Source organism: Vagococcus martis (genome assembly GCF_002026305.1).
GTDB lineage: Bacteria > Bacillota > Bacilli > Lactobacillales > Vagococcaceae > Vagococcus > Vagococcus martis.
Genome location: NZ_MVAB01000001.1, coordinates 368,661 through 394,667, shown reverse-complemented (window position 1 = coordinate 394,667; position 26,007 = coordinate 368,661). Strand labels below are relative to the sequence as shown.

22 protein-coding genes and 2 pseudogenes are annotated in these 26,007 nt (G+C 35.2%); 21 read left to right on the top strand and 3 right to left on the bottom strand.

The window, feature by feature from the left end; genetic code table 11:
* Positions 1-217 precede the first annotated feature (217 nt).
* The 14 genes from rpsB to BW731_RS01870 all read left to right on the top strand — a co-directional run bounded on the left by rpsB (position 218) and on the right by BW731_RS01870 (position 18,421).
* A complete protein-coding gene (gene rpsB / locus BW731_RS01930; protein ID WP_079345218.1) occupies positions 218-1,003 on the top strand; it encodes a 30S ribosomal protein S2 in 786 nt (261 codons plus the stop codon).
* 124 nt (positions 1,004-1,127) lie between these two features.
* Complete coding sequence (gene tsf / locus BW731_RS01925) at positions 1,128-2,009, top strand: translation elongation factor Ts (protein ID WP_079345216.1); 882 nt, start codon at positions 1,128-1,130, stop codon at positions 2,007-2,009.
* A 116-nt stretch (positions 2,010-2,125) separates the two neighbouring features.
* Positions 2,126-2,848 carry a UMP kinase gene (gene pyrH, locus BW731_RS01920; RefSeq protein ID WP_071456565.1) on the top strand — a complete coding sequence of 241 codons (723 nt, stop codon included), beginning with the start codon at positions 2,126-2,128 and terminating at the stop codon, positions 2,846-2,848.
* Positions 2,849-2,851: 3 nt separating this feature from the next.
* Positions 2,852-3,409, top strand: a complete 558-nt coding sequence (frr, locus tag BW731_RS01915; RefSeq protein ID WP_079345214.1) for a ribosome recycling factor — start codon at positions 2,852-2,854, stop codon at positions 3,407-3,409.
* Positions 3,410-3,567: 158 nt separating this feature from the next.
* Complete coding sequence (locus BW731_RS01910) at positions 3,568-4,371, top strand: isoprenyl transferase (RefSeq protein ID WP_079345212.1); 804 nt, start codon at positions 3,568-3,570, stop codon at positions 4,369-4,371.
* Positions 4,368-5,156 carry a phosphatidate cytidylyltransferase gene (locus BW731_RS01905; RefSeq protein ID WP_079345210.1) on the top strand — a complete coding sequence of 263 codons (789 nt, stop codon included), beginning with the start codon at positions 4,368-4,370 and terminating at the stop codon, positions 5,154-5,156. Before BW731_RS01910 ends, BW731_RS01905 begins: the two co-directional genes overlap by 4 nt.
* A gap of 37 nt (positions 5,157-5,193) precedes the next feature.
* Positions 5,194-6,474, top strand: a complete 1,281-nt coding sequence (gene rseP, locus BW731_RS01900) for an RIP metalloprotease RseP (protein WP_079345208.1) — start codon at positions 5,194-5,196, stop codon at positions 6,472-6,474.
* 28 nt (positions 6,475-6,502) lie between these two features.
* The gene (locus tag BW731_RS01895) at positions 6,503-8,203 is read left to right on the top strand and encodes a proline--tRNA ligase (RefSeq protein ID WP_079345206.1); all 1,701 of its coding nucleotides are present in this window, start codon (positions 6,503-6,505) and stop codon (positions 8,201-8,203) included.
* Positions 8,204-8,282: 79 nt separating this feature from the next.
* Positions 8,283-12,614 (top strand): PolC-type DNA polymerase III, encoded by a 4,332-nt coding sequence (locus BW731_RS01890; protein WP_079348519.1) that lies wholly within the window; start codon positions 8,283-8,285, stop codon positions 12,612-12,614.
* 21 nt (positions 12,615-12,635) lie between these two features.
* Positions 12,636-13,628: a UDP-glucose 4-epimerase GalE gene (galE, locus tag BW731_RS01885; RefSeq protein WP_079345204.1), complete on the top strand. Its 993-nt coding sequence runs from the start codon at positions 12,636-12,638 to the stop codon at positions 13,626-13,628.
* Positions 13,629-13,764: 136 nt separating this feature from the next.
* Positions 13,765-14,928 (top strand): galactokinase, encoded by a 1,164-nt coding sequence (locus tag BW731_RS12450; RefSeq protein WP_143592720.1) that lies wholly within the window; start codon positions 13,765-13,767, stop codon positions 14,926-14,928.
* Between the two features lie 12 nt (positions 14,929-14,940).
* On the top strand, positions 14,941-15,942 hold the full coding sequence (gene galE / locus BW731_RS12445) for a UDP-glucose 4-epimerase GalE (protein WP_143592719.1): 1,002 nt from the start codon (positions 14,941-14,943) through the stop codon (positions 15,940-15,942).
* Between the two features lies 1 nt (position 15,943).
* Positions 15,944-17,419: a UDP-glucose--hexose-1-phosphate uridylyltransferase gene (galT, locus tag BW731_RS01875; RefSeq protein WP_079345202.1), complete on the top strand. Its 1,476-nt coding sequence runs from the start codon at positions 15,944-15,946 to the stop codon at positions 17,417-17,419.
* A gap of 21 nt (positions 17,420-17,440) precedes the next feature.
* Positions 17,441-18,421, top strand: a complete 981-nt coding sequence (locus tag BW731_RS01870) for a LacI family DNA-binding transcriptional regulator (RefSeq protein ID WP_079345200.1) — start codon at positions 17,441-17,443, stop codon at positions 18,419-18,421.
* Between the two features lie 42 nt (positions 18,422-18,463).
* Here the strand turns inward: BW731_RS01870 and BW731_RS01865 are convergent, their stop codons facing one another.
* Positions 18,464-19,282, bottom strand: coding sequence for a metallophosphoesterase (locus BW731_RS01865; RefSeq protein WP_079345198.1), 819 nt, complete (start codon positions 19,280-19,282; stop codon positions 18,464-18,466).
* A gap of 241 nt (positions 19,283-19,523) precedes the next feature.
* Here BW731_RS01865 and rimP point away from each other — a divergent pair, with 241 nt between their 5' ends.
* The 7 genes and pseudogenes from rimP (at position 19,524) to rbfA (ending at position 24,553) form a co-directional block, all read left to right on the top strand.
* Positions 19,524-19,997 carry a ribosome maturation factor RimP gene (gene rimP / locus BW731_RS01860; protein WP_071456577.1) on the top strand — a complete coding sequence of 158 codons (474 nt, stop codon included), beginning with the start codon at positions 19,524-19,526 and terminating at the stop codon, positions 19,995-19,997.
* A gap of 20 nt (positions 19,998-20,017) precedes the next feature.
* The gene (gene nusA / locus BW731_RS01855; RefSeq protein ID WP_079345196.1) at positions 20,018-21,214 is read left to right on the top strand and encodes a transcription termination factor NusA; all 1,197 of its coding nucleotides are present in this window, start codon (positions 20,018-20,020) and stop codon (positions 21,212-21,214) included.
* Positions 21,215-21,239: 25 nt separating this feature from the next.
* Entirely contained in the window at positions 21,240-21,539 is a 300-nt protein-coding gene (rnpM, locus tag BW731_RS01850; protein WP_079345194.1) for an RNase P modulator RnpM, read from the top strand.
* Positions 21,529-21,834, top strand: coding sequence for a L7Ae/L30e/S12e/Gadd45 family ribosomal protein (locus tag BW731_RS01845; RefSeq protein WP_079345192.1), 306 nt, complete (start codon positions 21,529-21,531; stop codon positions 21,832-21,834). Before rnpM ends, BW731_RS01845 begins: the two co-directional genes overlap by 11 nt.
* A gap of 12 nt (positions 21,835-21,846) precedes the next feature.
* Positions 21,847-21,958 (top strand): annotated as a pseudogene (locus BW731_RS13035) (translation initiation factor IF-2 N-terminal domain-containing protein); the annotation flags it as partial.
* 239 nt (positions 21,959-22,197) lie between these two features.
* Positions 22,198-24,174, top strand: a pseudogene (gene infB, locus BW731_RS01840) (translation initiation factor IF-2); the annotation flags it as partial.
* 31 nt (positions 24,175-24,205) lie between these two features.
* A complete protein-coding gene (rbfA, locus tag BW731_RS01835) occupies positions 24,206-24,553 on the top strand; it encodes a 30S ribosome-binding factor RbfA (protein ID WP_079345188.1) in 348 nt (115 codons plus the stop codon).
* A 112-nt stretch (positions 24,554-24,665) separates the two neighbouring features.
* On the opposite strand, the gene BW731_RS12805 is transcribed toward rbfA, so the two are convergent.
* Positions 24,666-25,349, bottom strand: a complete 684-nt coding sequence (locus tag BW731_RS12805; RefSeq protein WP_233120520.1) for an ISL3 family transposase — start codon at positions 25,347-25,349, stop codon at positions 24,666-24,668.
* On the bottom strand, positions 25,319-25,954 hold the full coding sequence (locus tag BW731_RS12800) for a helix-turn-helix domain-containing protein (RefSeq protein WP_143592717.1): 636 nt from the start codon (positions 25,952-25,954) through the stop codon (positions 25,319-25,321). Before BW731_RS12800 ends, BW731_RS12805 begins: the two co-directional genes overlap by 31 nt.
* Between the last annotated feature and the right edge of the window lie 53 nt (positions 25,955-26,007).

Here is a 26,007-nt window from a genome sequence, read left to right as displayed (position 1 = left end):
TAGGATATAGTAAAAAAGAAAAAAGAGGATGGAAATTAGTGGAAAAAGTTTGATTTTCTGATTTAGCTGTTATATACTGACAAAGGTGCTACAGTAAAAGTAGTATCAAATCCACATTTTCAGCTGATTTTTTGTGAGGTGCTTAATTACTTTAAGTCCACAAAGAAAGTGAGGCTGTTAAGAGGGAAAATAAAAACCACATTGGAGGAAACACAAAATGGCAGTAATCAGTATGAAACAGTTACTAGAAGCTGGTGTACACTTTGGTCACCAAACTCGTCGCTGGAACCCAAAAATGAAGAAATATATCTTCACAGAAAGAAATGGTATTTATATCATTGACTTACAAAAAACAGTTCGCTTAGTAGATGACGCTTATAACTACATGAGAAACATCGCTGAAGAAGGCGGAATTGCTTTATTTGTAGGAACTAAAAAACAAGCTCAAGAAGCAATCAAAGACGAAGCTATTCGTTCAGGTCAATACTATGTTAACCATCGTTGGTTAGGTGGAACATTAACTAACTGGGATACAATCCAAAAACGTATCGCTCGTTTGAAACAAATCACAACTATGGAAGAAGACGGTGTATTTGAAGTCTTACCTAAAAAAGAAGTTGCTGGTTTAATGAAAGAACGTGAAAGATTAGAAAAATTCTTAGGCGGTATCGCTGATATGCCAAGAATTCCTGATGTTATGTTTATTGTTGACCCACGTAAAGAGCGTATTGCGGTTCAAGAAGCTCATAAATTAAACATTCCAATCGTAGCTATGGTTGATACTAACTGTGATCCAGATGAGATTGATGTTGTTATCCCATCTAACGATGACGCAATTCGTGCAGTTAAATTAATTTCTGGAAAAATGGCTGATGCATTCATCGAAGGTCGTCAAGGCGAAGATGAAATCGTAGAAGAAGTATTTACAGAAGAAGTTGTGTCTGAAGAAGCTCCTTCAATTGAAGAAATCGTTGAAGTTGTTGAAGGAAGTAACGCTGAATAATAAATAAATTGAAGCTGTCTAGGGCTGCTGGCAAAGGTGAACAAAGTAGCCAATGGTTTTGTCATTTGTCTTAGATAGCTTTTTCATTAGAATAAAAGATTAAACACTTGGGAGGAAACAATAAATGAGTAAAATTAGTGCTTCTATGGTAAAAGAATTACGTGAACGTACAGGTGTCGGTATGATGGATGCTAAACGTGCGTTAGTTGAAGTTGAAGGAAAAATGGAAGAAGCTATCGACTTATTAAGAGAAAAAGGAATGGCAAAAGCTGGTAAGAAAAATGACCGTATTGCTGCTGAAGGTTTAGCAAATGTATACGTTAATGGAAACACAGCTGCTATTGTTGAAGTAAACTCTGAAACAGATTTCGTTGCTAAAAATGAAAAATTCCAAGATTTAGTTAAAAATATTGCTAAATTGGTAGCTGAAAACAAACCAGCTGATATGGAAGAGGCTTTGAAAATCAAAACAGAAACAGGAACAATTGATTCTGACGTGATTGAAGCAACTCAAGTTATTGGAGAAAAAATTAGTTTCCGTCGTTTTGAAATCTTAGAAAAAGACGATAACGCTGCATTTGGTGGATACTTACACATGGGTGGACGTATTGCTGTATTAACAGTTATTGATGGAACAACTGATGAAGTTGTAGCAAAAGATGTTGCTATGCATGTTGCTGCAATTAACCCTCGCTATGTATCTAAAGATCAAGTATCTCAAGAAGAATTAGATCACGAGAAAAAAGTATTAACTGAGCAAGCTTTAAATGAAGGTAAACCAGAAAATATCGTTGAAAAAATGGTTATCGGTCGTATGAATAAATTCTTAGCTGAAATTTGTTTAGTGGACCAACCATTTGTTAAAGATCCAGATATGACTGTTGAAAAATTTGTTGCATCTAAAGGTGGAACAGTGAAAGAATTCGTGCGTTTTGAAGTTGGAGAAGGTATGGAAAAACGTGAAGAAAACTTTGCTGATGAAGTTGCAAGTCAAATGGGTAAATAGTTAATCATCGGGGAACGCATTTATTGTAGTATAATATATGCGCTCCTTTTTTTTGAAAAATTTACTGTAAATAATTATTTTCAGTAAAACATAAGTATAAAATCGGAGGCATAAAAATGGTAGAACCTAAATATCGCAGAGTATTGCTAAAAGTCAGTGGTGAGGCATTGGCCGGAGAAAAAGGATTTGGAATTAACCCATCTGTTGTAAATGGTTTGGTTAAGGAAATCAAAGAAATTCACGCCTTAGGAGTAGAAGTGGCAATAGTTGTTGGTGGCGGAAACATTTGGCGCGGTAATATTGGTGCTGAGATGGGAATGGAACGTTCTCAAGCAGATTATATGGGAATGCTTGCAACTGTGATGAACGGTTTAGCGCTTCAAGACACGCTAGAAAATTTAGGTGTACCAACTCGTGTTCAAACATCTATCGAAATGAGACAAATTGCAGAACCTTACATCAGACGTCGTGCAATTCGTCATTTAGAAAAACGTCGTGTAGTTATTTTTGCCGGTGGAACGGGTAACCCTTATTTCACAACAGATACTACAGCAGCGCTTAGAGCAGTAGAAATAGGTGCAGATGTTATTTTAATGGCTAAAAATAATGTAGACGGTGTGTATTCTGCGGATCCTAAACTAGATATGAATGCTACAAAATTTGAAGAATTAACTCATATGGAGGTTATATCAAAAGGCTTATCAGTAATGGATTCGACTGCAAGTAGTTTAAGTATGGATAATGATATACCATTAGTTGTCTTTAATATGAATGAACCAGGAAATATCAAACGAGTTTGTTTAGGTGAACAAATCGGAACAACTGTAAGGGGGAAATAAATTATGAGTCAAGTGATTTTAAATGATGCAAAAGAAAAAATGAAAAAATCTGAGGAAAGCTTGCAACGTGAGCTAGGTCAAATCAGAGCAGGACGTGCAAATGCAAGTCTTTTAGACCGTATTACAGTAGATTATTATGGTGCACCAACACCATTAAACCAATTATCATCTATTACTATCCCAGAAGCACGTGTATTAATGATTACACCATTTGATAAATCTGCTATGGAAAACATTGAAAAAGCACTTTTAGCAAGTGATATTGGTATCTCACCAACAAATGATGGAACAGTGATTCGTTTAGTGATTCCTCAATTAACAGAGGAACGTCGTAAAGAAATTGCAAAAGAAGTAAATAAACAAGGCGAGAATGCTAAAATTGCTATTCGTAATATTCGTCGTGATGCAATTGATGAATTGAAAAAATTAGAGAAAAATAAAGAAATTTCAGAAGATGAGTTACGTGGATTAGAAAAAGACGTTCAATCATTAACAGATGCTAGTGCTAAAAACATCGAAGCAATTGTTAGTGATAAAGAAAAAGAAATTTTAGACGTATAACCCGTAAAAACAAGGTGCGAATAAATTCACACCTTGTTTTTTTATAAATTCTTTTAAAAAAAGTAGGATTATCCTTTTTTTTATAGGTTTTTCTAGTCCCATTTGCTACAATAAGATGAGTGCATGTTTATGCTCAAGTCTTTAGAGGGGGCTTTTTTATGTTTAATTTATTTACAAAGCAAACGAAGGAAAAAATAGAAGAAGAAAATACTATATCTTTTTCTAAGGATGGAGACATTCCCAAGCATATAGCGATTATTATGGACGGTAATGGTCGTTGGGCACAGTCTAGACACTTACCGCGAATTGCTGGTCACAAAGAAGGCATGAATACTGTCAAAAAAATAACAACTTATGCTAGTAAGTTGGGTGTAAAAGTATTAACATTATATGCTTTTTCAACAGAAAACTGGAAACGACCGTCCAGTGAAGTAGATTTTTTAATGAAGTTACCAGTTGATTTTTTTGATGTGTTTGTACCTGAACTAGTTAAAGAAAATGTTAAGGTAACGGTTATGGGATACAAAGAATATTTACCAAAACACACTCAAAAAGCAGTCGAAAATGCAATTGAGCAGACAAAAGATAACACTGGAATGGTCCTTAATTTCGCGTTAAACTATGGTAGTCGAGCTGAGATACTAACTGCTGTAAATGAGTTGTTAGAAGAAGTGAAACAAGGAAAAGCTATTGAAGAAGTCGATGAGGAAATGTTTTCTAATCACTTAATGACAGCTAGTTTACCAAAAAATATGCAAGACCCGGATTTGTTAATTCGAACAAGTGGGGAAGAGAGAATCAGTAATTTTTTACTTTGGCAAATTGCTTATAGTGAACTATTCTTTACTGATAGTTATTGGCCTGATTTTGGTTTGGCGAATCTAGAAGAGGCAATAGGATCCTTTCAAAAGCGTCAACGCCGTTTTGGAGGATTGAAAACAAAAGGAGATGCAAGTAAATGAGACAAAGAGTGATTACTGCAGTTGTTGCATTAATTTTATTTATTCCATTAATTGTTATTGGACAAATGCCGCTACAAATCGTGATGGCCATGTTAGGTGGAATTGCGGTTTATGAGTTGTTTAGAATGAAAGGTCTTGAAATAAAGACACCTGAAGGGATACTAGCAATTGTTGGGACGGTACTACTTATTTTACCTCGTTCGACTTGGTATGAGTTTTTACCACGTACAGTAACTGGAAATACATTATTTTATTTAATCGTGATGGCATTATTAGTATTACCAGTTTTTTCAAAAAACGAATTTACTTTTGATAATGTTGGTTTTCCTGTATTAGTTAGTTTATACATCGGAACAGGTTTCCAAAACTTTATCTCTGCAAGAGAAACAGGATTACATGTGTTAATGTATGCGTTGTTTATTGTTTGGTCAACTGATATTGGGGCTTACATGGTTGGTAGAAAATATGGTCAAAGAAAACTTGCACCAGATATTTCGCCGAATAAAACAATTGAAGGTTCTCTTGGTGGTATCGCATCTGCAATGGTGGTGTCATTAGTTTATACTATGATTTGGCCGATGACTTATAATATATTTGCGATGTTATTACTAACGATTTTGTTTTCAATAGTAGGGCAACTTGGTGACTTAGTCGAGTCATCATATAAACGATACTACGGTGTAAAAGATTCAGGTAATATTTTACCAGGACATGGTGGCATTTTAGATAGATTTGATAGTTTATTATTTGTTTTTCCATTTATGCATTTAGTAGGATTATTTTAAAATATAGAAAATTGATTATAGTAGAAAGGATGTTCTGATGAAAACATTTTTAACATTTATTTTTGTATTTGGTTTAATCGTGTTAGTTCATGAGTTCGGTCATTTTATCTTCGCAAAACGTGGCGGCATATTAGTACGTGAATTTTCCATTGGTATGGGACCTAAACTGTTTTATCATCGTCATAATGGCACGACATATACTATTCGTTTGTTACCAATTGGTGGCTATGTACGTATGGCAGGTGAGGGAGAAGACGAAGGAGAATTATCTCCAGGGATGCACTTATCACTTGTAGTGGATGAAAATGGTGTTGTAACAAAGATTAATCCCACAAAAAAAATTCAATTACCAAATAGTATTCCAGTTGAATTAATTGCTTTTGATTTAGAGGATGAATTATTTATTAAAGGATATGAGAATGGAGACGAATCTGAGGAAAAAGTGTTTCCAGTCTCTCATGATGCTATCATTATTGAAGAAGATGGAATAGAGACACAAATTGCACCACGTGATGTTCAGTTCCAATCAGCATCATTAGGTCGTCGCATTATGACCAATTTTGCCGGTCCATTAAACAACTTTATTTTAGCTGCAGTGTTGTTTATACTAGTAGCTTTTATGCAAGGTGGAAAATACACACAAGATCCTTCTAATACTATTGGTGGTGTGATGCAAAATAGTGTAGCTGATAAAGCGGGTATTAAACCAGGTGATAGAATAATTAAAGTTAATAGTAAAGAAACACCTGACTTTACAGATATTCAGAAGGAAATTTCATCTAACCTGAATAAGACTGTATCTTTAGTGGTCGAAAAAGAATCTGGTGAAAAATCAACAATTGACGTCGTACCAGAAAAGAATGAACAAAATCCAAAAGTTGGAATGATTGGGATTCAAATGAGTAATAAGTTTACGCCGTTATCTTTCTTTGGTAAAATCAAATATGGAATAACACAGATGGCTGCTAACTCATTAACTATTTTTAAAGCTTTAGGCGATTTGATTACTGGGTTTAGTATTAATAAACTAGGTGGTCCAGTGATGATTTTTAAATTATCTGAATCAGTTTCCAAAAATGGAATCATTGCTATTTTATCATTTACAGCAATGCTATCAGTCAACTTAGGTATTATGAATTTGATTCCTTTACCAGGTCTTGATGGTGGTAAGTTAATGTTAAACCTGTTTGAAGGGGTGCGTGGAAAACCATTAAGTCAAGAAAAAGAAGTAATGATCACAATGGCTGGGGTTGTTATATTAGTTGTGTTGATGGTCGCTGTAACGTGGAATGATATTCAACGTTTCTTTATTCAATAATACATTTATTTAGGGGAGTTTATTAGTTATGAAACAATCGAAATTTTTTATGCCAACCTTGCGTGAAGTGCCAAGTGAAGCAGAAGCAATGAGTCATAAAATTTTGCTTCGTGGTGGTTATATCAGACAGGTATCAAGTGGGTATTATATTTATTTACCACTAGCTTATAAAGTGATTCAAAAAATCGAAAAAATTATGCGTGAAGAATTTGCAAAAATTGATGCAAATGAAATGTTATTGCCAGCTGTTATCCCAGCTGACTTATGGCGTGAGAGTGGTCGTTATGAAACATATGGTGATTCTTTAATGACATTCACAGCAGATGGCGACAAAGAATATCTTCTTGGACCAACTCATGAGGAAACATTTACTGATTTAATTAGTAAAGATGTTAATTCTTATAAAAAATTACCACTTTACTTGTACCAAATTCAATCAAAATATCGTGGAGAAAAACGACCTCGTTTCGGATTATTACGCGGTCGTGAATTTATCATGAAAGATGCGTACTCTTTCCACTCTTCAGTTGAAAGTTTGGATGAAGGATTTAAAGATTTCGAAGAAGCTTATAAGAAAATATTTGATCGTTGTGGTTTAAACTACCGTGTCATCATTGGTGATGGTGGTGCAATGGGAAGCAATGATTCTAAGGAATTTATGGCGATTGCTGAAATTGGAGAAGACACGATTGTGTACTCTAACGAAAGTGATTATGCAGCCAACTTAGAAATGGCAACAAGCTTCTATGCTTCTAAAAAATCACATGAAACACCACTTGAAATGAAAAAAATTGAAACACCAGGCATTGGAACAATTGCTGAGTTATCAGAATTTTTATCAATACCAGAAGAAAAAACCATTAAATCATTGCTTTATATGGCAGATGATAAACCTGTTATGATTTTATTACGTGGTGATCATGAATTAAATGAAGTGAAATTAAAAAATTATTTAAATGCGATTAACTTAGCACCTGCTACAGATGATGATGTTAGAGAAATTTTAGGTGCAGAATTTGGTTCGTTGGGACCTGTAGGCTTACCAGAGACAGTTGAGTTACTTGCTGACCTTTATGTTGAAGATTTGTCTAACACAGCTGTAGGGGCAAATGAAACAGGCTATCATATTACAAATGTAAATCCAGGACGTGACTTTGAACCAAAAGAATACGTGGATTTACGTTTAGTAAAAGAAGGCGAAATTTCTCCTGATGGACGTGGAAAATTACAATTCACGCGAGGTATTGAGTTAGGCCATATCTTTAAACTAGGTACGTTCTATTCAGAAAAAATGAAAGCCGAAGTATTAGATGAAAATGGAAAAGCAATTCCAGTTCAAATGGGTTCTTATGGTATTGGTGTGAGTCGTTTACTTTCAGCTATTACAGAACAACTATCTGATGAAGATGGTATCAACTGGCCAGCAGAAATTGCACCATTTGACGTTCATATCATTCCAATCAATCCAAAAGATGAGCATCAATGGAATCTTGCATTAGATATCGAAAAAGAACTTGAAAATTATGGTTTAGATGTATTATTAGATGATCGTAAAGAACGTCCAGGAGTGAAATTTAAAGATGCCGACTTAGTAGGTGCCCCATTTAGAATCACTGTTGGCAAAAAAGCAGAAGAAGAGATTGTTGAAGTGAAAATTAAGAAAACACAAGATGAATTAGAAATTCGTCGTGATGAATTATACGCAACATTAAATATTTTGAATAAGTAACAATACCTTTAAGGTTCTTAGTCTATTTTTACTAAGAACCTTTTTAATGTATAATGTAAAAAGGAAAGTGGGGATGAATATGAGCCTTTCACCAGTAGAATTGTATGCTCAATTAGTAAAACAAATAGCATTAGATGACCAATTATCCAACTATCCTCTTTTAGAAACAGGTGAAGTGAAAAAAGTCACTGTACATAAAAAAAGTCGACTATGGGAGTTTAATTTAGGGTTTCATCATGTTTTACCAATGTCACATTATCAGCTTTTATCGACGCACTTAGAAACGGCATTTAAAGACATTGCTAATACATCTTTAATCGTAACGAGCCAAGATAAAGAGATAAATGATGATTTATTAGCTGATTATTGGTATCAAGTTTTAAAAGACAACGAAGAGATGACCAATGTTGTAAAAAATTCATTATTACAGACACCACCATTTATTGAAGACCAACAAATTATTTTGTTGGTTGAAAATGAAGGTGTAGAAAAGTATTTAAGTCAAAAACATTTAGGTTATTTGAGTGAATTATATAGACGTTTCGGATTTCCTGATTTTAAATTTGTGGTGCGAATTGATGACACCAAAGAGTCAGATATTCAAAAAGCGTTTGAGCAACGACAACAAGAGCAAGCAGAAGAGTTACAAAAACAAACGGCTGCAGCAATAGAAAAAAATCAGCAACAAAAGAAAAAACAAGAAACAATGGAGCTTGATGGTCCAATTCAACTTGGAAGAACAATACCAAGTGATGAAATGATTACACGAATGGAAGACATCATTGAAGAAGAAAGACGTGTCACCATTGAAGGGTATGTGTTTGATAAAGAAATTCGTGAGTTACGTTCTGGACGAAAACTATTAATTGTAAAAATGACAGACTATTCTTCATCGTTTGCTGTAAAGAAATTTTCGAATAACGAAAAAGATGTCGCAGTGTTTGAAGCGATTAAGCCAGGTGGTTGGTTAAAAGCGCGAGGAAGTATTCAAGAAGACACGTTTATGCGTGACTTAGTAATGAACTGCCAAGATTTAGTAGAGGTCAAAAAAGAGTTACGAAAAGATACAGCACCAGAAGATGAAAAACGGGTGGAGCTGCATGTCCATACGAATATGAGTACGATGGATGCGACAAATAGTGCGACAGATATTGTAGCTCAAGCAGGAAAATGGGGCATGCCAGGAATTGCAATTACCGACCATAGTGGTGCGCAAGCTTACCCAGATGCTTATTTTGCTGGACAAAAACATGGAGTAAAAGTGTTATTTGGTGTGGAGGCAAACATCGTGGATGATGGTGTGCCGATTGCATATAATCCAGAACACATAAGTTTAACAGATGCGACATATGTCGTATTTGACGTGGAAACAACGGGACTATCAGCAGTTTATGACACGATTATCGAGTTAGCTGCTGTAAAAATGCATAAAGGGAATATTATTGATACGTTTGAGCAGTTTATTGATCCTGGTCATCCATTATCTCAAACAACAATTCATCTGACGGGAATTACAGATGATATGGTAAAGGGGTCAAAATCTGAAAAAGAAGTCTTAACGCTTTTTGAAGAATTTTGTCGCGGTAGTATTTTAGTGGCACATAATGCTAGTTTTGATATGGGATTTTTGAATACTAGTTATGAAAAATATGATATGCCAGAAGCTCCTAATCCGGTCATTGATACATTAGAATTATCGAGATTATTACATCCTGAATTGAAATCACATCGGTTGAATCGTTTATCTAAAAAGTACAATATCAATTTAGAACAACATCACCGTGCGATTTATGACTCGGAAGCAACAGGTCATTTGTGTTGGATATTTGTCAAAAAAGCACAAGAAGAATTTGGCGTGCATTATCATGATGAGTTTAATCAACATATTGGTGAGGGAGACGCGTATAAGCGAGCACGTCCATTCCATGCGACGATTCTTGCCCAAACACAGGCAGGGTTGAAAAATTTATTTAAATTAATCTCTATGTCAAATGTCAATTATTTTTACCGTGTACCACGTATTCCACGCTCGAAGTTATCTGAATTTCGTGAAGGATTGTTAGTGGGTTCAGCATGTAGTAATGGTGAAATTTTTGAAGCGATGATGCAAAAAGGTGTCGAAGAAGCAAAAAAACGGGCCAAGTTTTATGACTATATCGAAGTCATGCCAAAACAAGTTTACGCACCATTGATTGAAGCAGAACTCGTTAAAAATGATGAAGATTTAGAAGACATCATGACTAACCTGGTTTCGATTGGAGACGATTTAGGTAAGATAGTGGTGGCAACAGGAAATGTCCATTACTTAAATAAAGAAGATGCAATCTACCGTAAAATTTTAATAAATTCTATGGGAGGAGCGAATCCTCTAAATCGCTATGAATTACCGGACGTACACTTTTTAACAACGAATGAAATGTTGGATGCCTTTAGTTTTCTTGGTGAAGAAAAAGCCAAAGAAATTGTGGTAGACAACACACGAAAAATTATGGATATGTGTGAAGATGTTGTGCCTGTCAAACAAGATTTATATACACCAAAAATTGAAGGATCAGAAGATGAGATTACCAAATTAAGTTATGATGAAGCACATCGACTTTACGGTGAGGAGTTGCCAGAAATCGTTGAGAAACGAATTGAAAAAGAGCTAAAAAGTATTAATGGGAATGGTTTCTCCGTTATTTACTTAATCTCTCAAAAACTGGTTCATAAGAGTTTAGAAGATGGCTACTTAGTTGGGTCTCGTGGATCAGTTGGGTCAAGTTTTGTCGCAACCATGACAGGTATTACAGAAGTAAATCCACTTCCACCACATTATCTGTGTCCTGAATGTCAGTATTCAGAGTTTTTTGAAGATGGAAGTTACGGTTCAGGCTTTGACTTGCCAGAAAAAGACTGTCCTAAATGTGGGGCTAAACTGTCAAAAGACGGACATGATATTCCGTTTGAGACTTTCTTAGGATTCCACGGTGATAAAGTACCCGATATTGATTTGAACTTCTCAGGGACATACCAACCAGAAGCACATAATTATACGAAAGTGTTATTTGGGGAAGATTATGTTTTCCGTGCCGGAACAATCGGTACGGTAGCTGATAAAACGGCATATGGATTTGTTAAAGGATACGAGCGAGACAATGATTTGAGTTTCCGTGGTGCAGAGATTGACCGCCTAGCAAAAGGGTCAACAGGTGTGAAACGTACGACTGGACAGCATCCGGGAGGAATTATTGTTATTCCTGATTATATGGATGTGTATGACTTTACCCCAATCCAATACCCAGCTGATGACCAAGATTCTGAATGGCGTACGACTCACTTTGATTTCCATTCGATTCATGATAACGTGTTGAAACTTGATATACTGGGACACGATGATCCGACTGTGATTCGTATGTTACAGGATTTATCAGGGATTGATCCCAAAACCATCCCAGCTGATGATCCAGAAGTCATGAAGATTTTCTCTGGACCACAAGTTTTAGGTGTAGAGCCTGATCAAATTTATTCTAAAACGGGCACACTAGGTATTCCTGAGTTTGGGACGAAATTTGTTCGTGGTATGTTAGAACAAACAAAGCCAACCACTTTTGCCGAGTTACTACAAATATCTGGACTGTCACATGGTACAGACGTTTGGTTAGGTAATGCGGAAGAATTAATTCGTCAAGGAACCACCACACTGGCTGATGTGATTGGGTGTCGTGATGATATCATGGTGTACTTGATGCATGCTGGTTTAGAAGATGGCTTAGCGTTTAAGATTATGGAAAGCGTCCGTAAAGGAAAAGGGATACCAGATGAATGGCAAGCAGAAATGCGTGCAAACAATGTGCCAGAGTGGTACATTGAATCTTGCTTGAAAATCAAGTATATGTTCCCTAAAGCCCATGCCGCAGCATACGTGTTGATGGCACTACGTGTGGCCTATTTTAAAGTGCATCATCCCATTTTTTATTATGCAGCGTATTTCTCAGTTCGTGCTAATGACTTTGATATTGTGGCAATGTCACAAGGGAAAGACGCGGTCAAAGCACGTATGAAAGAAATCACTGATAAGGGAATGGATGCTTCAACAAAAGAGAAAAATTTATTAACAGTGTTGGAGATTGCTAACGAAATGTTAGAGCGTGGCTTTAAATTCCAAATGATTGACTTGTATAAATCAGATGCAGAAAACTTTGTAATTGATGGTGACACATTGATTGCGCCATTTCGTTCTGTTCCAAGTTTAGGATTAAACGTGGCAAAACAAATTGTGGCAGCTCGTGAAGAACAAGACTTTTTATCTAAAGAAGATTTGTCTAATCGAGGAAAAGTATCTAAAACATTGATTGAATATATGACAGACAATGGTGTGTTAAAAGACTTACCAGATGAAAATCAATTATCATTGTTTGATATGTTATAAAAAAATAGCAGGAGGATGAAAATGGCAAAAGTGTTAGTACTAGGTGGAGCAGGGTACATCGGCTCTCATGCAGTGAAACGATTATTGGATAGTGGCAAAGAAGTGGTTGTGGTTGATAATTTATTGACTGGACATAAAGAAGCAGTGGATGAATGCGCCACATTTTATGAAGGAGATATTCGTGATAAAGACTTTTTAACAGAAGTCTTTAAGAAAGAAGACATTTCGCAAGTGGTTCATTTTGCAGCCAGTTCACTTGTTGGAGAATCAGTTGAAAATCCACTAAAGTACTTTAATAATAATGTGTATGGCATGCAAACATTGCTTGAAGTGATGAACGAGTTTGGCGTAAAAGAAATTGTTTTTTCTTCAACCGCTGCGACTTATGGTGAACCAGATGTGACACCAATTACTGAAGAGACACCAACCAATCCAACGAATCCATATGGTGAAGGTAAACTCATGATGGAAAAAATGATGAAATGGTGTGATAATGCATATGGGATTAAATATGTATCATTGCGTTATTTCAATGTGGCAGGTGCGATGCTTGATGCGTCAATTGGTGAAGACCATACACCAGAAACTCATTTACTCCCAATCATTTTACAAGTTGCATTAAATCAACGGGAAAAATTAATGATTTTTGGTGATGATTATCCAACGCCAGATGGCACATGCATTCGTGATTATGTACATGTTGTTGACTTAGTTGATGCTCATATCTTGGCCTTAAACTATTTATCAACACATGATGAAAGCCAAATTATTAATCTTGGTAGCAGCAATGGTTTTTCAGTAAAAGAATTGCTGACTGAAGCCATCAAAGTAACTGGAAAAGATATACCTGCTGAAGTTGCACCAAGACGTGCGGGTGATCCGTCAATGTTAGTTGCTTCAAACGAAAAAGCGAAAACTATTTTAGGGTGGAATCCTCAATACACTGATGTGGAAACCATCATATCCAGTGCATGGCAGTGGCATCAAACCCATCCACATGGTTATGGAGAGTAAAATTTAAATCAATAATATTAGAGATGATAATTTTAGGTGAAAACTTAAAGTTATCATCTTTTTCTGTTTTCTATTGCAACCGTATTCAGTAAATGTTATAATTAATTTAGTAAATATTTACTAGGAGGCAAAAACGATGTTAACGACATTAAGACAAGCTTTTTTAGACGTATTCAAAGAAAAAAATGATTCAGAATATTTTTCTCCAGGAAGAATTAATTTAATAGGTGAACACACAGATTATAATGGTGGAAATGTATTTCCGGCAGCAATTACGATTGGAACTTATGGATTAGTTAGAAGACGTGATGATGAGTTAATTCGTTTTTATTCGATGAATTTTCCGGATGTTGGCGTGAAAGATATCAAACTTTCAGAACTTGAATATAAAGAAGAGGATGCCTGGACAAATTATCCTAAGGGAGTTATTTATTTACTAAAACAATCTGGTTATGATATTCGTCATGGATTTGATATTTTATTTTATGGAACAATTCCAAACGGGGCAGGTTTATCATCATCAGCTTCGATTGAATTATTAACAGGATTGATCATTTCTGATGAGTGTGGGTTAAATATTCCAAGAGTTGATCTAGTAAAACTGGGCCAAAAAGTTGAAAATCATTATATCGGGGTAAATTCTGGTATCATGGATCAATTTGCAATTGGTATGGGGGAAGAAAACCACGCAATTTTATTAAATACTAATACACTAGACTATGAGTTAGTCCCAGCCGTATTTGGTGAGTATGTCATTATGATTATGAATACGAATAAACGTCGTGAGTTAGCAGATTCAAAATACAATGAACGACGCAGTGAATGTGAAGACGCGCTAAAACAATTACAAAAACATGTTGATGTAAAAACATTATGTGATTTAAGTGTGGCGGAGTTTAACGAAAATAGCCAATACCTAGATAATGAGACTGTCAGAAAACGTGCTAAACATGCTATCACTGAAAATGAACGCACACTTGAAGCGAAAAAAGCTCTAACAGATGGTGATTTAGAAACATTTGGTAAATTACTTAATGCATCACATGAATCACTAAAAAATGATTATGATGTGACAGGTATTGAACTAGATACATTAGTGGATTATGCTCAAAAACAACCAGGTGTGCTTGGTGCAAGAATGACGGGCGCTGGTTTTGGTGGCTTTGCGATTGCTTTAGTCAACAAGAACAATGTTGATTCTTTTAAAGAAGTTGTTGGAAATGGCTATAAAGAAAAAATCGGTTATGCCGCTGATTTTTATGAAGCATCTATTGGAGATGGAACAAGAAAATTATCGTAGAGGAGAGTTAGTATGAAAAAAGTACTCGTTTTAGGAGGAGCAGGATATATTGGCTCTCATGCCGTTGCACATCTAATTGAGAGCGGTCGTGATGTTGTAGTGGTAGATAATTTATTGACGGGACATATTGAAGCCGTACATTCAGATGCTACTTTTTACGAAGGGGATATTCGAGATAAAGAGTTTTTATCTCATGTTTTTGAACAAGAAAAGATAGAGCAAGTCGTTCATTTTGCGGCAAGTTCTTTGGTGGGAGAGTCAGTAGAAAACCCATTGAAATATTTTAATAATAACGTGTATGGCATGCTAACTTTACTTGAAGTGATGCATGAGTTTGATGTGAAAGAGATTGTCTTCTCCTCAACTGCCGCAACTTATGGTGAGCCTGAAGAAACACCAATTAGTGAAACAGCACCAACAAATCCTAAAAATCCGTATGGTGAAAGTAAGTTAATGATGGAAAAAATGATGAAGTGGTGTGACAATGCTTATGACATGAAATATGTGTCACTGAGATATTTTAATGTGGCTGGCGCAATGCCTGATGCGACAATCGGAGAAGCACATCAACCTGAAACACATTTATTACCTATTATTTTACAAGTAGTACTTCACCAACGTGATAAATTACATATTTTTGGAGATGATTACCCAACACCAGATGGCACTTGTATCAGAGATTATGTACACGTATTGGATTTAGTTGATGCACATATTTTAGCACTTGATTATTTGGAAAAAAATGAAGAAAGTCAAATTATCAATTTAGGAAGTAGTCATGGATTTTCGGTGAAAGAGTTATTAGATGAAGCGATTCGAGTGACCGGACAAGACATAAAATATGATGTATCGCCAAGACGAGCTGGCGACCCAGCTATATTAGTTGCGTCAAACGACAAGGCCAAAAAAGTGCTAGGATGGAATCCAGTTCACACTGATATTGAAACGATTATCTCAACTGCATGGAAGTGGCATAGTACTCATCCAAATGGTTATGAAAAAGAGGTCAGATAATATGACAAATCAATTGATTAAAACATTTGTTTCATATGCCATATCAACAGGTCTTTGGAACGAACTAGATAGAGTGTATTTAACTAACAAAGTACTATATCTCATTGGATTAGATGATTATGAAGATGAATCAGAAATTGAAGGAACACTCCCCATAGAGATTGTCGAAAAACTGGTAGAGATAGCTATTAATTCAGGGAAAATTAAATCAACTGCTCATGAAAAAGATGTGCTAATTGGTCAGCTGATGGATATTGTGACACCAAGTCCAAAAGAAGTGAATCAACAGTTCAATAAAAACTATGAAACATCACCTGAAAAAGCAACAGATTACTTATACCAACTCTGTAAAGATAATGATTACATTAAGACGCAAGCAATTGCAAAAAATATTGAGTTTCCCTATGAAAGTGAGTACGGCACATTAAATATCACAATTAATTTATCAAAACCGGAAAAAGATCCTGAAGACATAAAAAAAGCAGCTGCTATGAAGACAGCTAATTATCCAAAGTGCATGCTGTGTATTGAAAATGAAGGATTCTCAGGACGGATTGGTTACCCAAATCGATTTAATCATCGAGTGATTCGATTTAATTTATGTGATGAGCCATGGGCATTTCAGTATTCGCCTTATGCTTATTACAATGAACATAGTATCTTTTTTTCAGCTGTTCATAGACCAATGTCTATTAATAAAGAAACCTTTACAAGATTAGTTCATGTATTGGATTTCTTTCCACATTATTTTGTTGGATCAAATGCTGATTTACCAATTGTTGGTGGCTCTATTTTATCTCATGATCATTATCAAGGGGGACGTTTTCATTTTCCAATCGAAAGTTCACCAATTGACACAAGTTATGATATACTAAGTTTTCCCAATGTATCAGTCAGTACGGTTAAATGGCCAATGTCTGTTATCCGTTTAACTAGTGAGAGTAAAGAGGATATTATTGATGCAGCAGATTATATATTAAAAAAATGGCGAAACTATTCAGACCTGTCATTAGAAATAAAGGCATTTAGTGATGATGGGACACCACATCATACCATTACACCCATCGCAAGAAGAAAAAATGGAAACTACGAAATGGACTTAGTGTTGCGAGATAATAATGTTTCAGATAAATACCCTGATGGCATATTCCATCCTCATCCAGAATACCATCATATAAAAAAAGAAAATGTAGGTTTAATCGAAGTGATGGGCTTAGCTATTTTACCACCACGTTTAAAAGAAGAGATGGAAGATGTGAAAAAGTTTTTATTAAACCAGGAACATAATATGATAGATTACCATAAAGAATGGGCTGAAAAAATAAAATCAACACAAGACATTACCGAAAAAAATGTTGATGAAAAAATAGAAGAAGCTATCGGCGAAGTTTTCTTACATGTGTTAGAAGATGCTGGGGTATATAAACGAACGCAAGAAGGTCAAGATGGCTTTAAGCGATTTATGTCAACGTTATAAAATGAAAGGGGGATAACACAGGTGGCCACAATAAAGGATATTGCAAACAAAGCAGGGGTGTCGCCAGCTGCCGTCTCTCGTGTATTAAATCATGATGCAACGTTGTCTATAAATGAAGAGACCAAACGTCGTATTTTTGAAGTTGCAGAAGCGTTAAATTATACAAAACATCATAAAAAGAAACCAAAACAAACCAAAAGAATTGGTCTTATTCAATGGTATCAACCTGAAGAAGAGTTGGAAGATATCTATTATTTGGCTATTCGTTTAGGGATTGAAAAAAGAGCTGAGGAACTTTCTGTTGAATTGGTAAAATGTGAGATGGATTGTTTGGAAAAAGAAGAGATAGATGGGTTACTAGCTCTAGGTAAATTTGATGAAGTAGAAATCAAAAAAATGTCAGATGTCGTTGAGACAATTGTCTTTATCGACTTTGATGCATCTCACTATGGTTTTTCATCTGTTATAGTTGATATGAATCAAGCCATGTCTCTAGTAGCTGGATTGATAGAAGAAAAAGGATATCAATCTGTTGGTGTACTACAAGGATTGGAATACACTAAAACATTGCGTGAGCCTATAGAGGATTATCGTCTTAATAAACTAACGCACCAATTACCGCAAAACGCCACGATTGATACAATGTTACAAACAGCATTTAGTGTGGAATCTGGCTATAAAATAATGAAAGATTACCTAGATGGGATTTCTCCTGAAAAATTTGTCGATATCTTTTTTGCGGAAAGTGATGCCATAGCTGTCGGGGCACTGAGAGCATTGAATGAAAAAGGAATAAAGATCCCAAAAGATATTGCCTTAGTATCATTTAATGATATTAGTGTCGCTAAATATGTAACACCAAGTTTAACGACAATACATGTTCCAACAGAATCTATGGGAAGTATAGCAGTTAATCAATTGTTGATGTTATTAGATGTTGATATTCCGACGCCTATAAAAGTCGAGGTAGCGACATTACTCATGAAACGACAAACACATTAAAAAACGAAAAAACAGGCGCTCGATAAAAGCGTCTGTTTTTTATTATGCGTGCTTAATAGTCGTAAAAATCAAGTGAGGATAATTGTTGAGTCGTAGAGGGAATGTGCTATTAGCAAGTCCACGACTAACGATTAAGTGAGAATTATTTTTAACATAAAGCCCACTTGTTAGTTTAGGTAAGAAACCTTGGTTTGGAGCAAGAATGCCATCTGTTCCAGGTAGCCTCCACTGACCACCGTGAGCATGCCCACTAAAAATAGCAAGTGGCTGATTGAAAGATACAATATAATGATCAAATAACTCAGGATGATGTGCAAGTATGAGCGTATCAATGGTTGGATCGATTGAATGCATCTGATTTATAGGTAAGGCTGTTTGACGGTTACTTAAACCGACTAGATTAAATGATGTTTGTTTGATTGTTAAGTTGGTTACGTCATTTTCTAAGTAGATAGCATCGCTCTGGTTTATTTTTTTAAGCCATAAATCATAGTTTGAATTCGTTTCTTCGTGGTTTCCGTTAATCACGTAAGTAGGATAAGATGCAGTTAGTTTTGCCAAAAAGTTAAAAAAATCAGTCTGGCTAACATCTTCTGTTCGGTCTATTGTATCCCCAGTTAAAAAGATAACGTCTGGATTTTCCTTTTCCAATTCATCAAGTAGTTGTTGTTTATTAACTCTAAGTCTAGGAAACTGTAGGTCAGAAATATGGGCTATTTTGATTTGTTTATCTTTAGTTTTATTACTGGTGAGGACAATTGATTCAACATCAAGTTGTCTATTTTCACGAATGCCTTCTGCAACGATAAGGAGAGGTAGTCCAATTAGTAATCCAGTAATAATTTTTTTAGTTCTAGTCATGTTAATACTCCTTTTAAAGAATCAATATCTTTAGTTAAATTAACAAAAATTTTATAATAAAGAATTAAAAATAAAAATCTTAGAAAAATCTTAACCATATTTTCAAAAAAAAGCTAGTAACATTGAATAGTTATGAAAAATATGCTAATATAACAATGTGTGATATGAGTGGAAAGAGTGAGCGTGTTGACGCTCACTCTTTTTGATGAATTTCTCGAAAATGTATAGGGAGGCGAAAATATTGGCAAATGTAGTCGAAATAGTCACTGACTTAGTTACTCCAATCTTGGAAGACTATCAATTTGACTTAGTAGATATTGAGTATGTTAAAGAAGGGAAAAATTGGTTTCTAAGAGTATTTATTGATAAAGATGGTGGCATTGATATCAATGAATGTGCACTAGTCAGTGAAGCATTAGGCGAAAAACTTGACACAATCGAGCCAGACCCAATTCCACAAGCCTATTTTTTAGAGGTGTCTTCACCTGGGGCTGAGCGACCTTTGAAAAAAGAAGAAGATTATGTAAATGCAATTGATGATTATATAAATATCTCTTTTTATCAAGCTGTTGAAGGAGAAAAGCAGTATCAAGGTTTCTTAAAAGAAGTTACCCCTGAGACGCTAACCCTATTAGTAAAAATAAAAACGCAAGAAAAAGAAATGACATTTGATAGAAAAAATATTGCCAAAGCGAGATTGGCTATTCAATTTTAAAATGGAGGTTAAGGAAATACATGAACAAGGAAATGTTAGGAGCATTAGACGCTCTTGAACGCGAAAAAGGTATTTCAAAAAGCATTGTCATTGAAGCACTAGAAGCAGCAATGGTATCAGCTTACAAGCGTCATTATGGACAAGCGCAAAACGTAGAGGTGGAGTTTGACGAGAAAAAAGGAGATGTTCATATTTTTTCTGTTAAAGAAGTAACAGAAGAAGTAATGGATTCTCAACTTGAAGTGAGCTTAAAAGAAGCATTGAAAATTAATGGTGCATACGAAATTGGTGATATGATTCGCTTTGAAGTGACACCAAAAGATTTTGGTCGTATAGCAGCACAAACAGCAAAACAAGTTATTTTGCAACGTGTGCGTGAAGCTGAACGTTCAATCATCTACAATGAGTTTAGTGCTTATGAAAATGAAATTATGCAAGGAATTGTGGAACGTCAAGACAGTCGTTACATTTATGTCAATTTAGGTAAAATCGAAGCGGTATTATCAAAACAAGATCAAATCCCAAATGAAATTTATCAACCACACGATCGCATCAAAGTTTATATTTCAAAAGTAGAAAACACATCAAAAGGGCCACAAGTATATGTGAGCCGTAGCCATCCGGATCTTTTAAAACGTTTGTTTGAACAAGAGATTCCAGAAGTGTATGATGGTGAAGTAGAGATTGTTAGCATTGCAAGAGAAGCAGGAGACAGAGCAAAAGTTGCTGTAACAGCGGATAATAAAGACATCGACCCAGTTGGAACGTGTGTTGGACCTAAAGGGCAACGTGTTCAAGCGATTGTTAATGAATTAAAAGGCGAAAACATGGATATTGTTGAGTGGAATGAAGACCCTGCTGTCTTTATCTCAAATGCACTAAATCCAGCACAAGTAATAGACGTTATCTTTGAACCAAATCAACGTGCTTGTACAGTTGTTGTGCCAGATTTCCAATTATCATTAGCAATTGGTAAACGTGGACAAAATGCTAGACTAGCAGCAAAATTAACAGGTTATAAGATTGACATCAAACCTGAGTCTGAATGGGAAAAAATTTCAGCTGAAAACGAAGAAGAATTAATAGAAGAAGTTATTGAAGCAAACGAAGAATTAGTTGTGGAAGAAATTCTAGAAGATGCTATTGACGAAATCTCTGAGGAAGTAACAGAAGAGGTTGAAGAAGAGAGTATCATAGTAGAAGAAGATGAAGAATAAAACCACTTTTTGGGAGGCGAAATAGATGAAACAAAGAAAAATTCCCATGCGTAAATGCGTTGTATCGAATGAAATGAAGCCCAAAAAAGACATGATTCGTATCGTTCGTTCTAAAGAGGGTGAAATTTCGATTGATCCAACTGGAAAAATGCCTGGTAGAGGGGCATATCTATCTATGGAACCAGAAGTTGTCCAAAAAAGTTGGGATCAAAAGATTCTAGACAGAGTGCTAAACGATACGTTGACAGATGACTTCTATCAAGAGTTGCTAGACTATGTGTCACACCAAAAGGCAAGGAGAGAACTATTCGGAAATGGAAAATAAACAACGATTTCTTAATCTCTTAGGTTTAGCAATGAAAGCTGGTAAACTTGTTACCGGCGAAGAAACAACTTTACAGTCAGTCAGAAAAAATACTGTAAATTTGGTAATTTTAGCAAGTGATGCAAGTGAAAATACCGAAAAAAAAATGAGAGACAAGTGTCATAGTTATCATACAAAATTGATTTCACCATGCACCTCAGCCGAACTTAGCGCTGCAATTGGCAAAAATCGTATGATTGTCGGGGTATGTGACACCGGATTTTCTCGAAAGATGTGTGAACTAATGACAGAATAGGACGGTGAGAGAATGAGTAAAAAACGCGTATATGAATTAGCAAAAGAACTAAATGTTCCTAGTAAAGATATCGTAGAAAAAGCTCAGTCCGCAGGTGTTGATGTGAAAAATCATATGAGTACATTAACTGACTCAGACATCAGTAAAGTCAAACACCTATTAGCACCTTCAAAAGCTAAGGGACAAGATAATAAAAAAACTGGTCAAGCACCAGCTAAAAAAAATAATCATTCTGATAAAAAATCAGAAAATAATGATAACAGTAAGGGTAATCGAGTGAATAATCAGAACCAAAACAAACAACAACCAACGAATAAATCAAACAATAATCAAAATGCATCAGCTAATGTAACTAAAAAATCGGCTGGAAATACTAATAGTCAACCAAACAGAAATAATAATTCGACTGGAAACAATAATAACAACCAAAATAAAGGTGGAAACCGCAATAACAATGGTAATCGTCCTTATCAAGGTAACCAAAACAATCATTATAACAAAAATAACAAACGACGCAACAATAAAAAAGGGAAACATCAAACATCTAATAAACCAGCTGTACCACCACGTAAATTTAAAGAATTACCAGAAGTGTTAGTTTACACTGAAGGGATGAACGTAGCAGATATTGCTAAGAAAATTTACCGTGAACCAGCAGAAATTATTAAAAAATTATTCCTATTAGGTGTGATGGTTAACCAAAACCAAGCGTTAGATAAAGATACAATTGAATTATTAGCGACGGATTATGGTATTGAAGCAGAAGAAAAAGTTCAAGAAGACGTAGCAGATATTGATAAATTCTTTGAATCTGATGTCGTTGATCCGGACAAATTAGTTAGTCGTCCGCCAGTTGTTACTGTTATGGGTCACGTTGACCACGGTAAAACAACACTGTTAGATACATTAAGAAATGCTAAAGTCACTTCAGGTGAAGCTGGAGGTATTACACAACATATTGGTGCTTACCAAATTGATATTGATGGCAAACCAATTACATTCTTGGATACACCAGGACATGCGGCGTTTACAAGCATGCGTGCGCGTGGAGCAAGTATCACCGATATTACGATTTTAGTTGTCGCAGCTGATGATGGTGTGATGCCTCAAACTGTTGAAGCCATTAACCATGCTAAAGCAGCTGAAGTACCAATTATCGTAGCTGTTAATAAAATTGATAAACCAACAGCTAACCCAGATCGTGTAATGCAGGAATTAAGCGAATATGGTTTGATACCTGAATCATGGGGTGGTGACACTATCTTCGTTCCAATTTCAGCCAAATTTGGTGATAACATTGATGAATTGTTAGAAATGGTTCTTCTAGTTTCTGAAGTGGAAGACTTAAAAGCTGACCCAACACAACGTGCAATCGGTACAGTTATTGAAGCACGTTTAGATAAAAGTAAGGGACCTGTTGTAACATTATTAGTACAACAAGGAACACTACATGTACAAGACCCAATCGTTGTTGGTAACACTCATGGACGTGTGCGTGTAATGACAAATGATATTGGTCGCCGTGATAAAGCAGCTGGACCTGCAACACCAGTTGAAATTACAGGATTAAATGATGTACCACAAGCTGGTGATAGATTTGTAACCTTTGAAGATGAAAAAACAGCTCGTGCAGCCGGTGAAGAAAGAGCGAAACGCGCGTTGTTAGAACAACGACAAGTCAGCCAACGTGTGACACTAGATAACTTATTCGAAAGTCTTAAAGACGGAGAAATGAAAGAAGTTAATGTTATTATCAAAGCGGACGTTCAAGGTTCAGCTGAAGCATTAGCAGCTAGTTTAACTAAAATTGATGTTGAAGGCGTACGTGTTAAAATCGTCCATTCAGCAGTTGGGGCGATTAACGAAAGTGATATCACATTAGCTTCTGCAAGTAATGCGATTATCGTCGGATTCAACGTTCGACCAACAGCACAAGCTCGTACACAAGCAGAACAAGAGCAAGTAGATATTCGTTTACACAGAATCATCTATAAAGTTATCGAAGAAATCGAAACAGCGATGAAAGGAATGCTTGATCCTGAATTTGTTGAGAAAATTACAGGACAAATGCAAGTTCGTGAAACTTACAATGTATCTAAAGTAGGTACGATTGCAGGATGTTACGTAACGGAAGGATTCATTCGTCGTGACTGTGGTATTCGTTTAATTCGTGATGGCATTGTAATTCATGAAGGAAACTTAGCAAGCTTGAAACGTTTTAAAGACGATGCTAAAGAAGTTAAAATGGGATTTGAGTGTGGTGTAACCTTAGAAAATTACAACGACGTAAAAGTTGATGATGTAATCGAAGGATATATCATGGAAGAAGTTAAAAAATAATTCAGCTCATTTATATGAGGAGGATAAGCATATGGCAAATTACCGAGATCGTCGTGTCGCTCAAGAAATATTAAAAGAAGTGAATGATATTTTACATAAAAAAGTACGTGATCCACGAGTACAAGATGTAAGCATCACTGACGTAAAAGTAACAGGTGATTTACAAGAAGCAACAATTTATTATAGTTTATTAAGTGATAAAGCCTCAGATAAACAAAAAGCTCAAGAAGGATTAGACAAAGTAACAGGTTTAGTTCGACGTGAGTTAGGTCATAGATTAAGTATCTACAAGACACCAGAAATAGCATTTGTTAGAGATGAGTCAGTAGAATATGGAAATCATATTGATGAATTATTAAGAGGATTAAATAAAGACTAAGTCATTTAGCTAGAGAATATTTTTCTCTAGCTTTTTTATTTTGGCTCTTTGTCAACTACTGTTGGTAAGGATTAATACGTTAGAATTTAAGATCTAGAAAGCATTTAGTTTTCTAGATCTTTTTTTGTGATGTAAAGGCAGATTCTTTTAAACAAATTGATAGTCGTAGCTTAAAATTATAAAAACTCCTCATGCCATAGGCATTACGCTTAATGACTTTAATGTGGTTATTCATACATTCTAATGGACCGTTTGAATAAGATGTTTCAAAGGTGTTTTTTATTTCTTCTCGATATTTTTTAAATGTTTTGAAAACAGGAATAAACTCTTTAAATCCTGTTGGTTGATTAATTAATTCCAAAAATAAAGAATAATCCTTTGTTTGAATCGCTCTTAAAATTTGTTGATAGGTGTTGTAAGCCTCTGTCAATTTAGAATCATAGGTAAGTAAGCGTTCAAGTAATTCTTTTTCAGAAAGATACGCTTTAAAGGATGGACGCCAATGCTGTTGGATATAATCTAATTTGTCATAGCTTTTTTGAAGTAATTTCCAATACTTTTTAATTCGTCTATAGATAACCCCGTTATCTTTACATTTTAATTGAGTCATTATTTTAATCCGTATCTTTTGAAATGCCCTACCGAGATGTTGAACGAGATGAAATTTATCTAAAACGACTTTAGCGTTAGGGAACACTCGTTTAGTTAAAGTAATGTAAGGTTGATAGATATCTGAAACGACATATTTTACTTGTTTTCTATTAGCTAGAGAGAAGCCATTAAAATAATTCTCAATTTTGGTAATCTTCGATCAGGTAGAATATCAATTAATTCATTTGTTTCACCGTTCATCATAATAAAACTCATTGAACCAGCTACTTTTTTAACAGATTTAAATTCATCAAAACATAGTACAGACGGAAGTTCATAACTATACTTCTTAATCGGTTCATACCACTCTTTTAATACGCGAGAGACAGTTGAAGTTGAAACGCTCGTTTGTTTTGCGATATCACTCATGGCGTGTTTAGAGGTTAACTGTTTCGCAATGAGACGTTTTAAATTATTAGAAATAGAGTTGTTTCTAGAAACAAAAGGGGTATCTAAAACAAAAGTCGTATCACATTTTTTACAAAAGAAACGACGTTTCTTTAATCTAATATAAGTGACATATTCAGAAACACTAGGCATTTTAATTAGGCTAGTTGTATATCCCCATTTAATAATATTAGAGTGATTACTTTGACAATGCGGACAGCATGTAGGAGATTCTTCTAAAAAACCATGGAATATCCGAGAGAAAACGCCTTTTATTTTTTCAGTAGATAAACAATTTTCATTAAAAATAATATTTAGGTCTAGTATATTTAAGATATCTTTGATAGTCTGTGAATATGACATGTGGTATCCTCCTTAGTTTGTTTTTTCGCAATTTCATTCTAACGGATATCACA